The following is a 13,457-nucleotide window of genomic DNA, read 5'->3' on the forward strand; positions in this document are numbered from 1 at the left end:
ATGTGCATGAAGACGTACGCGCACTGCCTGCGCGCCCACACCCCCCGCGAGTTCGACCTGCGAAGACGAAAACCTGCCGATCTCCCGGCCACGCCCTGAGGGCGTGAGAGCCGGGCCAACGAGGGGACCACCTCCCGTGCCTGCCAGCTTCCGCGCACCACGTACCACCGGCGGCCGCCGTGCCCTTGCCGCCGTCACCGCCCTGCCCCTGCTCGCCGTAGTGCTCACCTCCTGCGGCTACGGATCGGACTCGAAGGACGAGAACGACAAGGCGGAGGTGGCCTCGGGCGCCAAGAAGATCGAGGGCCTGGACGAGGTGAAGATCGGGTACTTCCCGAACCTCACGCACGCCACCGCCCTGGTCGGCGACCAGGAGGGCCTGTTCCAGAAGGAACTGGGCGCGACGAAGGCGAAGTACACGCAGTTCAACGCCGGTCCTTCGGAGATCGAGGCGCTGAACTCGAAGTCCATCGACATCGGCTGGATCGGCCCGTCGCCCTCGATCAACGGCTACACCAAGTCCCAGGGCAAGAACCTGCGCATCATCGGCGGCTCGGCGTCCGGTGGCGTGAAGCTGGTGGTCAACCCGAAGAAGATCAAGTCTCTTGACGACGTCAAGGGCAAGAAGATCGCGACGCCTCAGCTCGGCAACACGCAGGACGTGGCCTTCCTCAACTGGGTCAAGGAAAAGGGCTGGAAGGTCGACGCGGAGAGCGGCAAGGGCGACGTCTCGGTGGTCCGCACCGACAACAAGATCACCCCTGACGCCTACAAGTCCGGCTCGATCGACGGCGCCTGGGTACCCGAGCCGACCGCGTCGAAGCTGGTCGCCGAGGGCGGCAAGACCATCCTCGACGAGTCCGACCTGTGGCCGGACAAGAAGTTCGTGATCACGAACATCATCGTGTCGCAGTCGTTCCTCAAGGAGCACCCGAAGGTCGTCGAGGCCGTCCTGCGCGGTTCGGTGAAGACCAACCAGTGGATCAAGGACAACCCGGAGAAGGCGAAGGCCTCCGCCAACGCGTCCCTCAAGGAGGCGTCCGGCAAGGAGCTGCCGCCCGAGGTCATCGACCCGGCGTGGAAGTCGATCCAGACCACGGACGACCCGCTGGCCGCCACGCTCGACTCCGAGGCCGAGCACGCGGTCAAGGCCGGTCTCCTGGACGAGCCGAACCTCAAGGGCATCTACGACCTGAAGCCCCTGAACAAGGTCCTCAAGGCCGAGGGCAAGCCCGCCGTCGACGACGCCGGTCTCGGCGTCAAGTAACCCCGGAATACGACCAGTTCCCAGGAGGTGACGATCATGGCGACGACCCTCGCCAAGGCGGCCGACGACACCGCGGTGGCCGAGCACGCAGCCCGGATCGAGCATGTCTCGAAGTCCTTCGCCACGCCCGCCGGGCAGCAGCTCGTCCTGGACGACATCACGCTCGATGTCGCTCAGGGAGAGTTCGTCACGCTCCTGGGGGCCTCGGGCTGCGGCAAGTCGACGCTGCTCAACCTGGTGGCCGGGCTCGACAAGCCGTCGGCGGGCGACATCGCCACCGACGGCCGCCCGGCCCTGATGTTCCAGGAGCACGCGCTGTTCCCGTGGCTGACCGCGGGCAAGAACATCGAGCTCGCCCTGAAGCTGCGCGGCGTCACGAAGGCCGAGCGGCGCGAGCGGGCCGAGGAGCTCCTCGGCCTCGTACGGCTCCAAGGGGCGTACGGCAAGCGGGTGCACGAGCTGTCCGGCGGTATGCGCCAGCGTGTGGCGCTCGCCCGCGCGCTCGCGCAGGACAGCAAGATCCTGCTGATGGACGAGCCGTTCGCGGCGCTCGACGCGATCACGCGTGACGTCCTGCACGACGAGCTGACCCGCATCTGGCGCGAGACGAACGTCTCCGTCCTCTTCGTCACGCACAACGTGCGCGAGGCAGTGCGCCTCGCCGAGCGCGTCGTGCTCCTCTCGTCGCGTCCGGGCCGGGTAGCGCACGAGTGGCGGGTGGACATCCCCCACCCGCGCCGCATCGAGGACTCCGCCGTGGCGGAACTGTCCGTCGAGATCACCGAACAACTGCGTGGGGAGATCCGCCGACATGGCCAGCACTGACACTCCGGTCGACAAGACCGAGGTCTCCGAGGCCGAGGTCGACAAAGCCAAGAGCGACAGCAGCCAGGACCTGGCCGGTCTGGAGGCGGGCCTCGACGCCCTGGACGCGGTCCAGACCCGGCGTACGCCCTTCCGTCACACCTTCGTCCAGAAGATCCTGCCGCCGATGACGGCCGTCCTGCTGGTCCTCGTGGTCTGGCAGATCCTGGTGTGGGCGAAGGTCACCGACGCCTACAAGCTGCCGCCGCCCGCCGACGTCTGGCACGAGGTGCAGGACGCCTGGCTCCAGGGCACGCTCCTGGAGTACATCTGGACGTCCGTCTCGCGCGGTCTCCTCGGCTTCCTGATGGCGCTCGCGATCGGTACGCCGCTCGGTCTGATCGTGGCCCGGGTGCGGTTCATCAGGGCCGCGATCGGTCCCATCCTGTCCGGTCTGCAGTCGCTGCCGTCGGTGGCGTGGGTGCCGCCGGCCGTGATCTGGCTCGGGCTCAACGACCAGATGATGTACGCGGTGATCCTGCTCGGCGCGGTCCCCTCGATCGCCAACGGCCTGGTCGCGGGCGTCGACCAGGTGCCGCCGCTCTTCCTGCGGGCGGGCCGCACCCTGGGGGCGACGGGCCTGCGCCACACCTGGCACATCGTGATGCCGGCGGCGCTGCCCGGCTATCTGGCGGGCCTGAAGCAGGGCTGGGCGTTCTCGTGGCGCTCGCTCATGGCCGCGGAGATCATCGCGCAATCACCCGACCTGGGCATGGGGCTCGGGCAGCTCCTCGAGGCGGGCCGCACGAACAGCAGCATGTCGCAGGTGTTCTTCGCGATCCTCCTCATCCTCATCGTCGGCATCGCCATCGACCTGCTGATATTCAGCCCCCTTGAGCGGCGCGTCCTGCGCAGCCGCGGACTCCTCGTGAGGAGCTGACACACCATGTTCGGCAGTCCCGTCCGCACCGTCCGTCCCGTCCTGTTCGTCATCGCTCACGGCAGCCGCGATCCGCGGCATGCCGAGACGGTGCGCGCCCTGGTGCGACGGGTGCGGGAGCAGCGGCCGGGGCTGCGGGTGGAGACGGGCTTTCTGGACTTCAACTCGCCCTCGGTCCCCGAGGTCCTCGAGTCCCTGGACGCCGAGGGCATCCGCGACGTGATCGCGCTGCCCCTGCTCCTCACCCGGGCGTTCCACGCGAAGTCGGACATCCCGGCGGCCCTGAGCCAGGCACCGTCCCGGCTCCGCATCCGGCAGGCCGGGGTGCTCGGCCCCTCGCCGCTGCTCCTGACCGCGCTCGACCAACGCCTTTACGAGGCGGGGCTCTCCCCCGCCGACAAGTCCTCGACCGGGGTCGTGCTTGCCTCGGCGGGGTCATCGGACCCGGAGGCGATCGCAGTGATCGCTGAAATCGCGCGGGAGTGGCGGCACACCGGTTGGTGCGCCGTGCGGCCTGCGTTCGCCTCCGCATCTCTGCCCCGGACGGAGGACGCCGTGCGGGAGCTGCGCGAGCTGGGTGTGGGCAGGGTGGCGGTGGCGCCCTATGTCATCGCGCCCGGTTTTCTGCCGGACCGCATCGCGCGGGGCGCCGCCGACGCGGACGTCACGGCCGAAGTCCTCGGCTCCTCCGACGGGTTGGCGCGGCTGCTCGTGCGGCGCTACGACGAGGCATGTTCCGAGTCCGGTGTGGTCGGGCATATGGCGCGGGTTCCCGTGCTGGCTTAGTTTGTGGGGTCATGACCCTCACCAGATCCCGCACGCTCTGGCTGCGGACCGAGCCCCTGCACGCAGTGATCTACTTCGAGGAGCGCTGCCGCGATCTGGGCAGGTCCCTTGGCCTCAAAGGCTTCTGGATGGGCTACTTCGCGGCCCGGACGGCTCCCATGGGCCCGGTCGAGGCGGGCCCGGCGACGGCCTCGCTCGGTGTCTTCGCCCCCGGCATGGTGGAGCGGGCCCTCCCCTCCGCCTGGCAGTACGTGTCACCCGGCCGGATAGTGGAGGAGCGCGCGGCCTGCACCGCGCGGGCCCTGCGCGCCCTCGTGCCGGGCATCGAAGACCAGGCCGTCGCCCTCTGTCCGCCTCTCGCGGCCATGGTCGAGGACGCGCCGTCACTGTCCCGCCCGCTGTTCGCGGCCAACCGTGACGTGAGCGAGCGGACCGATCCGGTGCAGCGGCTGTGGCAACTGATCACCTGCGTACGCGAGTTCAGGGGCGACGCCCATGTCTCCGTACTCGCCGACCACGGCCTCGACGCCTGCGAGGCGGTGGTGCTCGCCGCCGCCACGGGCCGCGTGGACCCGGACACCATCCGGCACGACCGGGGGTGGAGCGAAGAGGAGTGGGCGCACGCGATGGACCGGATGCGCGGGCGCGGCCTGCTCGACGGGGACGGGCACATCACCGAACACGGCCGCACGGAGCGCGAGTCGATCGAGGACTCGACGGACCGTCTGTCGGCCCGTCTGCTGCGTCCGCTCGCCGCGCGGGACGCGGACACGCTCCTTGCCGCCCTGGAACGCCCGGTGCGGGAGATCCTCGCGGCGGACCTCGTCCCCTTCCCCAATCCGATCGGACTGCCGCGCCCCACGGGCTGAGTGGGTTGAGAGGGTTGAGTGTTTCGAGCGGATTGAGCGGCCTTCGCCAATCCGGTTGCCTAATTACCGCCCGTGGCCCTACCGTCACGCCGATGACCCCCGTACTCCGCTCCGAGCGCCTGAATCTGTCCCCCTATGCCGCCACCGACGAGGATCAGTTCGTCTCGCTGCTCCAGGACGAGGCCGTGGGCCGCTGGTTCGGGGACGGGACGCAGAGCGTGGAGCAGACCCACGCGCTGTTCCGCCGGATCTTCGGCCTCGTGTACGCCGAGAACCAGTTCCCGATCTGGGCGGTGCGGCACGAGGGGCGCTATATAGGCCACGCGGAGATAAAGCCGTCCCCCGAGAGATGGCTCGACGGCCACGAGATCGTCTGCGGGCTCTTCCGGGGCAGCTGGGGGATGGGGCTCGGCACAGAGCTCGGTCAACTGCTCACGTCGTACGGCCATGAGACCTTGGCCCTGTCCGAGGTGCACGCGACCGTGGACTCGGAGAACATCGCGCCCATCACCGTCCTCAAGCGCCTCGGCTTCACCCAGGGCCGCACGGTCGCTGAGGACAACGGCCGCACCACGCTTCAGATGACCTCGGTGCTGCTCAGCTGAAGTCGAGGCCTCCTGTGCGGGTGTGCTTCAGCTCGAAGAAGTCCGGGTAGCCCGCGAAGCCCTCTCCGCTGCCTCCGCCACCAGGCCGAGGAGTTCCGGCACCGGCATCGATCCCGCTTCACGCCGCTCCCGCGCGAACGCGTTCGCCACGCCCTGCAAGGTGTCGTTCACCGGCGTCGGTACTCCGTGCAGGCGGCCGAGCAGCGCGATCTCGCCGTTGAGGTAGTCCGCCTCGATGCTGCCCGTGCCCCGGCTCAGGCTCTGCCAGGACGAGCCGCCGCCGCGCTCCGCGCCGTCGAAGGGCTCCAGACGGACGCGATCGCCGCTGGCCTCCTTCTGTTCCTGCTCGCTCACCGCCTCGATGCCCGCGGCGGCAAGCACCGCCTCGCCCTCCGCGCGTGCCTGCCGGTAGAGCGCGACGGCCTCGTTGCCGACGAGCGGGCCCGTGACCGCCTCGATGGAGTTGGCCAGATTGGCGAGCAGCTTTCCGTACTTCCAGCGCATCACGTCCGCCACGACGGGCGAGAGCAGCTTCGACTTCTCCAGGTCGGCGGAGATGAGACGGGCGGTGTCGTCCGTGCCCTTCGGGTAGCGGCCGAGGTGCAGGATGCCCGTGTAGGGGGTACCCGCCGCGGAGACCGAGCCCGGCTCGACGTGGGTCGCGGGCAGCCAGACGCACATCCCGTACACCCGCCGGAAGCGGCGCAGCGCCCTGCGCTCGCTCTCCACGCCGTTCTGCGCGCAGACCAGCGGAAGGACCTCGGCCGCTGTACCGCCGCCCGCCACCGGACGCCCGCTCCAGGCGTCGAGGGCGGCTTCGCAGTCCTGTGTCTTCACTGCGAGGAAGAGCACGTCGTCCGCCCTCAGCTCGCCGAGTTCATCGGGGGTCCGGACGACGGGCAGCCGGTGGGTCACCGTCCCCTCGGGCGTCCTGACCCGCAGCCCGCTCTCCCGTACCGCCTCGTAGTGCGCTCCCCGCGCCACGAGGACCACGTCATGTCCGCTCTCGGCAAGGCGTCCGCCCACGGTGCCGCCGATCGCCCCTGCTCCCACGATGATGTAACGCATGGAGCCGAGCCTCGCACACGGCACCGAGGAAGATCAGACTTTGGGCGGGCCGACTTCGCTGAACGGCGTCCCCTGGTGGAACCAGAGCAGCCAGGCGCCGTCGCACAGCCGCCACAGCGAACTCCGGTGAGCTCTGCGGCCGTTGCTCTCGGCGTCGAACGTCAGGTGCACCATGTCGTCGGCGAGCTGGACGCCCCGCATCCGGGAGGTCGTGACCGGGGAGTCGGTCCCGCCCGGGTCATCGGACAGGGCCGTGATGATCGACGGGCGGTCCCAGTGGGTGCCGGAGACGCCGAACTCGGTGAACTCCGGGTGCAGCAGTTCCCCGAGCAGCTCGGGCGACGCGCGCACTTCGGGGGCGAGCAGCCGCAGTTCGGCCTCGATGGCCGCGTCGACGGCGGGCGTGCGGTCAGCCACGGGTCGGCTCCTGCGTCAGCTCCACCAGCTTGGTGACGGTGTTCCAGTTGCGGGATGTGGCGATGACGCCCTTGAACAGGGCGGGGCGCGACAGGACCTCGCCCAGTTTCGAGCGGCCTAGCCCGTCCGGCGCGTAGAGGTAGAGCGCGCGGTCGCCGAGCCGGAACTCCTCGGGCAGGAACGCCGCCGGGTCGATTTTGTCGAGCCTGGACGCGTCGACGGGCTCGGAGAAGTACGTGACGTGCAGTTGCTTGCCTTCGAGCGATGCCGCAGGGAAGGGGCAGGCGTCGGCGACCGCCTTCAGATACGCGCCGTCGCGCACCAGGACGTCCACATCGAAGCCGAAGTGCCGCTCGATGGCCTCGCTCACCCGCGCGGCCAAGGCATCCTCGTCGGCGGCCGCACTGGTGAAGACCGCGTTGCCGCTCTGCAGATGAGTGCGTACGTCGTCGAATCCGAGACCGGAGAGGAGGGTGCGCAACTCCCCCATCGGCAGCTTTCTCTTGCCACCCACATTGATGCCGCGCAGCAGCACCGCGTATGCCTTGACCGTCATCCGCACACCATAGGACGACCGCGAGACGGCCGCCGCGCCCCGGGGGGGTGGGCGCGGCGGCCGCCGGTCCGGTGGGTGTTGCTCAGCCGGGTGTTACGGGTCTTACCGGTCTTACGAGTCCTACTCGACGACCTTGAGCAGCTTGTTGGGCGTGCCCGTGCTCGGGTTGGAGATCTTGTCCGCGGTCGCTCCGTCAGTCAGCGCCTTGGAGACGGCGTCCGGCTTGGCGTCCGGGTGGGCGCCGAGGTAGACGGCGGCTGCGCCCACGACGTGCGGGGTCGCCATCGACGTACCGGAGATGGTGTTGGTGGCGTCGTCACCCGTGTTCCAGTCGGACGTGATGTCCGAGCCCGGGGCGTAGATGTCCACGACCTTGCCGAAGTTGGAGAAGTCCGACTGCTCGTCGTCCTTGGTGGAGGAGGCGACCGTGATGGCCTCCTTCACGCGGGACGGGGAGCCCTGACCGGCGTCCGAGGACTCGTTGCCGGCCGCGACCGCGAAGGTGACGCCGGAGGCGATCGCCTTCTGGACCGCCGCGTCGAGCGCTTCGTCGGCGCCGCCGCCCAGGCTCATGTTGGCGACCGAGGGGCCCTTGTGGTTCTTGGTGACCCAGTCGATGCCAGCGACGACCTGCTCGGTGGTGCCGGAGCCCTGGTCGTCCAGGACGCGGACCGCGACGATCTTCGCCTTCTTGGCGACACCGTGCGCCTCACCGGCGATGGTGCCCGCGACGTGCGTGCCGTGGCCGTTGCCGTCGTCCGCGTCGTCGTCGTTGTCCACGGCGTCGAAGCCGGAGGTGGCGCGACCGCCGAAGTCCTTGTGGCTGACGCGGACACCGGTGTCGATGACGTACGCCGTGGCGCCCTCACCGGCCGCGTCCGGGTACGTGTACTTGCCGTCGCCCTTGGTGTCGTCCTGGTCGATGCGGTCGAGGCCCCACGACGGCGGGTCTTCCTGGGTGGCCTTGATGCTGAACTTCTTGGACTGGACGACCTTGCCGACGGCCGGGTCGGCGGCCAGACGCCTGGCGTCGGTCTCGCTGAGGCCCTTGGCCGAGAAGCCGTTGATCGCGGAGGAGTAGTTCCGCTTCAGCTCGCCGCCGTACTCCTTGGCCAGGTCGGACTTGGCGCCCTTGTTGGCCTTCTCGTCGAGCATGACGATGTAGCTGCCGGAGACGGCGCCCTTGGCGTCGGCTCCGTAGACCTTGCCCTCGGCGGGGGTTGCCGCACCGGCGAACGAGGTGGCGAAGACGGTGACGCCGACCGCGGTGGCCGTGGTGGCTATCGCCGCGACGAGCTTCACCGAGCGTGCACGCTTGTGATTTGCCATGAAGAGGGGTCTCCTCGTGGTGCTTGTGGGGGGATGTGGGGGGTTTCAAAACTTCACTGCAACGCCCTTCGAGATCCGGAAGATCTCCGGGCGTTGGGACGAAACCCTGTCTGATTGACGCGCGCAGATCAATACCTACATACACCTGTGACTTGTTCAACAAGCTTCTGTAATAACAAATCGGGCCCCCGTCGGCAGATCGGACATCGCGGGGCCGAATCCCGTAAGTCCTCATAGATGTAAGGGGCTTGTGACGGTCGGGCTCCTTCTTCACGAGGAGGGCGACCGGGTCGGGTCGGTGCTGAAGACCATCGACAAGGTGGCGGACGCGCACGAGCACGGCGCTGAAAGCAGTGTGTCCTCGAACGACGGACGGGCTGAAAGATTCAGCCCGTCCGTCGTTCGAGGACAGAAACGGCGAAGCCGGTGATCCCTACACGCTCGCCGAAGCCGTGGTCGAATTCGCGGTCGTGGTCGTCGTCGGCGACGTGGACTCGGTCGTGGTCGCGGCCAGGGCCGTGCGCTCCTCGAAGGAGTCGATCGTCCGCGTGAAGTCACGCGTCGAGAGCAGCAGCTTGTAGATGATGGCCAGCTCGAAGACCAGGAGCAGCGCGCCAGAGACGATGGTCGCCGGAAGCACCACGTCGAACAGCGGGCCGATCATGAAGACGCCCATCTGGAACTCGATGCCGCTCACCAGGTGCGTACGGATCCGGTGCCGCAGCAGGAAGGAGCGGGCGCGCAGATACGCGGGGAACTTGCCCCGGAACTCCTGGTGCAGGTCGATGATCTGCCGCTTGGACGCGGGCGCGGCCTCCTGGGTCTCCTGGGTTTCCTGGGTCCGGGTCTCCGGAGCCTCCGGGGTCTCCGGAACGCCCATCTCCGAGCGCGTCTTCTGCATGTCCTGCTCGATGTCGGCCTCGGGGTTCTCCCGGAGGAGGTCCTCCATGAAGGCCAGCTCGGCTTCGTTCTCGGCCCGGCGGGCCGCCCTCATGCGCACCTTGATCTGCTTGCGCATGGTGTGCCTGATCTTGAAGATCTCGAGCCCGTTGATGTAACGCAGCGTGTCGAGAGCGACCACAGCGACCGCGGCCCAGATGTAGAAGGCATCCCCGGTGCGGTGGAACTGCCCGCCCATAAGGGCAACCGCACACGCCATCACACGGATGCGGTCGAAGACGAAGTCGAGCCACGCGCCGAACACCGAGCCGGTGCCGGTGAGACGGGCGACCTTTCCGTCCATGCAGTCCAGGATGAAGCTGAAGTGGTAAACGACGGCACCGGCGACCAGCCACTGCCAGTCCCCCAGTGCGAAGAACGCCGCGGAGACGAGCCCCAGCAGGAACGCGCCCCAGGTGATCTGGTTGGGCGTGATCCGGGTCCGCATCGCCGTCCACCGCACGAGCGGCGTGGCGACCGGGTCGACGAGCATCACCGTCCACCAAGCGTCGCGCTTCTTCTGGGTGATGCGGCGCACCTCGTCGAGGGGCGGTATGTCTCGTCGCATGGGGGTCAACTTCCTGGCGTTCGCGGAACGTTCATCTCACGCTAAGAAGATATTGGTTCAACTAACAAGGACCCGGGCGTGCAACCTTTTGGCGGGGGTAATGGTCAAACGGGCAGGACGAGTCAATACCTATGCCAGAACCACCCTGCGTTACCTCAGCGTTATCGAATGACAGGGTCGTAACAAAAATGACCGGGGCGTAACAGAAACACTTCACAGAGCGTCACAACCCCGGCCAATCCAACCCATCGTCAGGCCGCCACCGGCATCACACCCCGGCCCGCCCCGGCGCCTTCGCGAGCTCCTCCTCGATCAGGTCCGCCGCCATTCCCGTGCCGCCCTCCCCCGCCATCCCGGCCCGCACCTCGGCGAGGCGGCGCGCCACCTCCGGGTCGCCGGCCAGGTCGAGCACCGCCGCCCGCAGCGTCTGCGCCGTGGCTTCCTCCATCGGTACGTGCCGGGCCACTCCTAGTCCCTGGAGCATGTCCGCGTTGCCGAACTGATCGACGGCCTGCGGCACCGCGACCATCGGCGTCCCGGTGGCGAGCCCCTCCTGGCTGCCGCCCGCACCGGCGTGCGTGAGGAAGACATCGGCCTGCTTGAGGACCGCGAGCTGCGGCACCCACGGATGCACTTCTACGTTCCCGGGGACATCCCCCAGCTCACTCGCCTCGACGTGCTTGCCGATCTGGAGCACCACGTGCCATCCGGGCAGATCCCCGAACGCCTTGACGCACTCGCGGTAGAAGTCGGGCCGCTTGGTGAAGGACGAGCCGAGCGAGACGAGCAGCACCTTCTCCGCCCCGGCCGGACGCTGCCAGTCGCCCTGTGCCGCGCGGTCGCCCTGGCAGGTGCCGACGAACGTGTGCACCGTCTCGTCGACCCGGTCGGCGTTCGGCTGGAGCGCCTTGGGGATCAGGACGAGCGAGCGCGGCGGGCGGCCGAGGAAGGGATCGGGGTGCTGGGGCACTCCGTTCTCCGCCAGCCAGGCGTGGAAGCGCGCGTAGTAGGCCCGCCCGCGCTCGGTCTCCTTCAGCTCGGCGTACATCGGCTCCGCGACCTCCTCCTCGTACCCGTCCCAGGCCACGAGGTTCGGGGAGAGCGAGATCTCGGGCACGCCCCAGCGGCGGGCGAGGACGCGCGCGGCATAAGAGGTGATGTCGTGCAGGACCAGGTCCGGCTCATCACCTTCGTACGCCGCCGCCAGCTGGGGCAGCGTCTCGATGCCCTCGGTGAGGAAGGGCTCGATGTTGTCGATCAGTTCGGTCCCCCAGGCCTCGGGGTCGTCGTCCGGGCCCGGCAGTGTCGTCTCGTAGAGGACGGGTTCGGCGCCGGTCTCGGCGACCTTCTCGGCGAAGAGCCGCGGGATCGCGTACGTGACGCGGTGACCGCGGGCGACGAGTTCACGGATCACTTCGAGGCTCGGGTTGACGTGCCCGTGCGCGGCGATCGAGAACATGGCGATGTGGGCACGCTGGCGTGAGGTCATGACCGGACCCTAAACGAGACGAGACGTCTCGTGCAACCTTATTCGAGATTCCCGGCGTCACCTTGGGAAGCGGAGTCGTTGTAGCGCAGCAGGCACTCGGCGAACTTCTCCAGATCCGGCCCGCTCCACTCTGTGAGCCGCTCATGGAAAGCGACCCGGCGCGCGTCGGTGACCTGCGCGAGGACTTCGTCGCCCCGGTCGGTGAGGTGCAGCACGTGCACGCGGTGATCGGTCGGATCGAGGCGCCGCTCCACGAGTCCGCTCTTCTCGAGCGCGCCCACCTGCCTGCTGATCGTCGACTTGTCCAGCGTGTAGTGCGCCGCCAGGTCGGTGGCCCGGCATCCACCCTCGAACTCGAGGTGACTCAGGAGCGTGTACGACACGAGCGAAAGCTCGGGGTGCATCCGCGCGGCGGTGGCGCGGGCCCGCCGGGCGAACGCCGTCATCTCCCGCTGAATGATCTCGATGGACCCGTCTCGGTCGGCCACGATTTCTCCCTCTCCACGAATGGTTGTACAGTACAACACTGAGATTGAGTGTATATACCAACTATTCGTCGATCATCTGCCAGCTATCGCGAGAGGTCTCCCGATGACCGCCACCTCGGCGCCCGCCCACAAGGCACACGCCGGCCCGGCACCCGCCTCCGGACCGCTCCGTCACGTCCTGCTCCACCTGCTGACACCCCTGCTGATGTGCCTCGGCATGGGTCTCGCCTACATGGGCGCGTTCGTCACGCCCGAGCCGCACGACCTGCCGATCGCCGTCGTCGGATCGGGCGAGCAGACCCAGGCCCTCGCTCAGACCGTCAAGGACAAGGCGGGCGACGCGCTGGACGTACGGACCGTCGGCTCCCGTGCACAGGCGGTCGACGAGCTCAAGTCGATGGACATATCGGGGGCCTACATCCCCGACGCCAAGACCCCCGAGGTCGTCGTGGCCACCGCGGGCTCCGACATGAGCGCCATGGCGGTCGAGAAGATCTTCACGCCGGTCGCGGCCGAGCAGGGCGTCCCGCTGAAGGTCAGCGATGTCGCGCCGACCGTCGACGACGACCCCACGGGGCAGGGCCTGTTCTTCCTGCTCGTCGCGGTGAGCATCGGCTCGTACGCGTCGGTGGCGGCGCTCGGCGCCGCCGGGGCCGGGATGCGGATGCGGGGCCGCGCGGGGCTCGCCGCCGGTGTCTCGTTCGCCGTGAGCCTGATCGGCGCCGCGCTCGCCGGGCCCGTCTTCCATCTGGCGCACCAGGGCCTGTGGGGCGTCTGGGCCATGGCGTGGCTGTACTCGGCCGGCATCCTCTTCATCGGCATCGGACTGCATACGTTCCTGAAGCGCTGGACGACGCTGACGATGATGGTTCTCTTCGTGATGCTCAACTTCACGTCGTCCGGCGGTCTTTTCAGGCCGGAGCTCCAGAACGGCTTCTTCGGCTCGCTGCACGCCTTCTGGAACGGCGCCGGATTCGTCGAGGGCATCCGCGGCCACCTCTACTTCGGCGGGCACGGTGTCGGCGGGCACGTCTGGACGCTGGCGGCCTGGCTGCTCGTGGGCCTCGCGGTCACGGGGGTCGCGGCGCTGTGGGAGCGACGGCAGCGGGCAGCGGTGGCTCCGTCGTCCGATACCGGGCGGGCGCGGGAGGAACAGGTGGAGCAGGAAGAGGAGATGGAGGAGTCGGTGGCCGTGTGACAGTGGCGGCCTCCGCCTGCGTGACAGTCGTGGGCCCCCGGGTAGGGTGCCGAAACCGGGGGCCCCGCGGTGACCCCCCCGCCAGGCCATGCGGGTGGTTGTAGATCCACGGGCGGTGGGACGAGGGCCGGTGG

The 13,457-nt window shown here is 68.7% G+C and carries 14 protein-coding genes; 7 read left to right on the forward strand and 7 right to left on the reverse strand.

Translation table 11 applies throughout. The features are described from left to right. Window positions 1-136 precede the first annotated feature (136 nt). The 6 genes from ACWFRJ_RS14385 to ACWFRJ_RS14410 all read left to right on the forward strand — a co-directional run bounded on the left by ACWFRJ_RS14385 (window position 137) and on the right by ACWFRJ_RS14410 (window position 5,271). Window positions 137-1,267: an ABC transporter substrate-binding protein gene (locus ACWFRJ_RS14385; RefSeq protein WP_453529006.1), complete on the forward strand. Its 1,131-nt coding sequence runs from the start codon at window positions 137-139 to the stop codon at window positions 1,265-1,267. Window positions 1,268-1,303: 36 nt separating this feature from the next. Then, the gene (locus ACWFRJ_RS14390; protein ID WP_453529009.1) at window positions 1,304-2,092 is read left to right on the forward strand and encodes an ABC transporter ATP-binding protein; all 789 of its coding nucleotides are present in this window, start codon (window positions 1,304-1,306) and stop codon (window positions 2,090-2,092) included. Further along, entirely contained in the window at window positions 2,079-3,011 is a 933-nt protein-coding gene (locus tag ACWFRJ_RS14395) for an ABC transporter permease (protein ID WP_453529012.1), read from the forward strand. The genes ACWFRJ_RS14390 and ACWFRJ_RS14395 overlap by 14 nt, the downstream gene beginning before the upstream one ends. A 6-nt stretch (window positions 3,012-3,017) precedes the next feature. Then, window positions 3,018-3,797 carry a sirohydrochlorin chelatase gene (locus tag ACWFRJ_RS14400; protein ID WP_453529015.1) on the forward strand — a complete coding sequence of 260 codons (780 nt, stop codon included), beginning with the start codon at window positions 3,018-3,020 and terminating at the stop codon, window positions 3,795-3,797. An 11-nt stretch (window positions 3,798-3,808) separates the two neighbouring features. Then, complete coding sequence (locus tag ACWFRJ_RS14405; protein ID WP_453529018.1) at window positions 3,809-4,666, forward strand: SCO6745 family protein; 858 nt, start codon at window positions 3,809-3,811, stop codon at window positions 4,664-4,666. A 92-nt stretch (window positions 4,667-4,758) separates the two neighbouring features. After that, window positions 4,759-5,271 (forward strand): GNAT family N-acetyltransferase, encoded by a 513-nt coding sequence (locus tag ACWFRJ_RS14410; RefSeq protein ID WP_453529021.1) that lies wholly within the window; start codon window positions 4,759-4,761, stop codon window positions 5,269-5,271. Window positions 5,272-5,298: 27 nt separating this feature from the next. Here ACWFRJ_RS14410 and ACWFRJ_RS14415 read toward each other — a convergent pair whose 3' ends face one another. The 7 genes from ACWFRJ_RS14415 to ACWFRJ_RS14445 all read right to left on the reverse strand — a co-directional run bounded on the left by ACWFRJ_RS14415 (window position 5,299) and on the right by ACWFRJ_RS14445 (window position 12,083). Beyond that, window positions 5,299-6,339 carry a ketopantoate reductase family protein gene (locus ACWFRJ_RS14415; RefSeq protein WP_453529024.1) on the reverse strand — a complete coding sequence of 347 codons (1,041 nt, stop codon included), beginning with the start codon at window positions 6,337-6,339 and terminating at the stop codon, window positions 5,299-5,301. 33 nt (window positions 6,340-6,372) lie between these two features. Further along, window positions 6,373-6,756 (reverse strand): nuclear transport factor 2 family protein, encoded by a 384-nt coding sequence (locus ACWFRJ_RS14420; RefSeq protein WP_453529027.1) that lies wholly within the window; start codon window positions 6,754-6,756, stop codon window positions 6,373-6,375. Beyond that, window positions 6,749-7,312, reverse strand: coding sequence for a DUF1697 domain-containing protein (locus ACWFRJ_RS14425; RefSeq protein WP_453529030.1), 564 nt, complete (start codon window positions 7,310-7,312; stop codon window positions 6,749-6,751). Before ACWFRJ_RS14425 ends, ACWFRJ_RS14420 begins: the two co-directional genes overlap by 8 nt. 120 nt (window positions 7,313-7,432) lie before the next feature. Beyond that, on the reverse strand, window positions 7,433-8,641 hold the full coding sequence (locus tag ACWFRJ_RS14430; RefSeq protein WP_453529033.1) for a S8 family serine peptidase: 1,209 nt from the start codon (window positions 8,639-8,641) through the stop codon (window positions 7,433-7,435). A gap of 433 nt (window positions 8,642-9,074) precedes the next feature. Further along, entirely contained in the window at window positions 9,075-10,148 is a 1,074-nt protein-coding gene (locus ACWFRJ_RS14435) for a CDP-alcohol phosphatidyltransferase family protein (RefSeq protein WP_453529036.1), read from the reverse strand. Window positions 10,149-10,416: 268 nt separating this feature from the next. Continuing rightward, window positions 10,417-11,637, reverse strand: coding sequence for a macrolide-inactivating glycosyltransferase (gene mgt, locus ACWFRJ_RS14440; protein WP_453529039.1), 1,221 nt, complete (start codon window positions 11,635-11,637; stop codon window positions 10,417-10,419). Window positions 11,638-11,675: 38 nt separating this feature from the next. Continuing rightward, window positions 11,676-12,083, reverse strand: coding sequence for a MarR family winged helix-turn-helix transcriptional regulator (locus ACWFRJ_RS14445; RefSeq protein WP_453529680.1), 408 nt, complete (start codon window positions 12,081-12,083; stop codon window positions 11,676-11,678). 145 nt (window positions 12,084-12,228) lie between these two features. On the opposite strand from ACWFRJ_RS14445, the gene ACWFRJ_RS14450 reads away from it, so the two are divergent. Beyond that, on the forward strand, window positions 12,229-13,323 hold the full coding sequence (locus ACWFRJ_RS14450) for a hypothetical protein (RefSeq protein WP_453529042.1): 1,095 nt from the start codon (window positions 12,229-12,231) through the stop codon (window positions 13,321-13,323). Window positions 13,324-13,457 lie beyond the last annotated feature (134 nt).

The sequence above is a fragment of the Streptomyces sp. NPDC055239 genome, assembly GCF_053606205.1.

Excerpts from the sequence above, each read along its gene's own strand:
- ACWFRJ_RS14415 (WP_453529024.1), bottom strand. The coding sequence starts at position 6,339 with ATGCGTTACATCATCGTGGGAGCAGGGGCGATCGGCGGCACCGTGGGC.
- ACWFRJ_RS14390 (WP_453529009.1), top strand. The coding sequence starts at position 1,304 with ATGGCGACGACCCTCGCCAAGGCGGCCGACGACACCGCGGTGGCCGAG.
- ACWFRJ_RS14430 (WP_453529033.1), bottom strand. The coding sequence starts at position 8,641 with ATGGCAAATCACAAGCGTGCACGCTCGGTGAAGCTCGTCGCGGCGATA.
- ACWFRJ_RS14425 (WP_453529030.1), bottom strand. The coding sequence starts at position 7,312 with ATGACGGTCAAGGCATACGCGGTGCTGCTGCGCGGCATCAATGTGGGT.
- mgt (WP_453529039.1), bottom strand. The coding sequence starts at position 11,637 with ATGACCTCACGCCAGCGTGCCCACATCGCCATGTTCTCGATCGCCGCG.
- ACWFRJ_RS14410 (WP_453529021.1), top strand. The coding sequence starts at position 4,759 with ATGACCCCCGTACTCCGCTCCGAGCGCCTGAATCTGTCCCCCTATGCC.
- ACWFRJ_RS14405 (WP_453529018.1), top strand. The coding sequence starts at position 3,809 with ATGACCCTCACCAGATCCCGCACGCTCTGGCTGCGGACCGAGCCCCTG.
- ACWFRJ_RS14450 (WP_453529042.1), top strand. The coding sequence starts at position 12,229 with ATGACCGCCACCTCGGCGCCCGCCCACAAGGCACACGCCGGCCCGGCA.
- ACWFRJ_RS14400 (WP_453529015.1), top strand. The coding sequence starts at position 3,018 with ATGTTCGGCAGTCCCGTCCGCACCGTCCGTCCCGTCCTGTTCGTCATC.
- ACWFRJ_RS14395 (WP_453529012.1), top strand. The coding sequence starts at position 2,079 with ATGGCCAGCACTGACACTCCGGTCGACAAGACCGAGGTCTCCGAGGCC.
- ACWFRJ_RS14445 (WP_453529680.1), bottom strand. The coding sequence starts at position 12,083 with ATGACGGCGTTCGCCCGGCGGGCCCGCGCCACCGCCGCGCGGATGCAC.
- ACWFRJ_RS14435 (WP_453529036.1), bottom strand. The coding sequence starts at position 10,148 with ATGCGACGAGACATACCGCCCCTCGACGAGGTGCGCCGCATCACCCAG.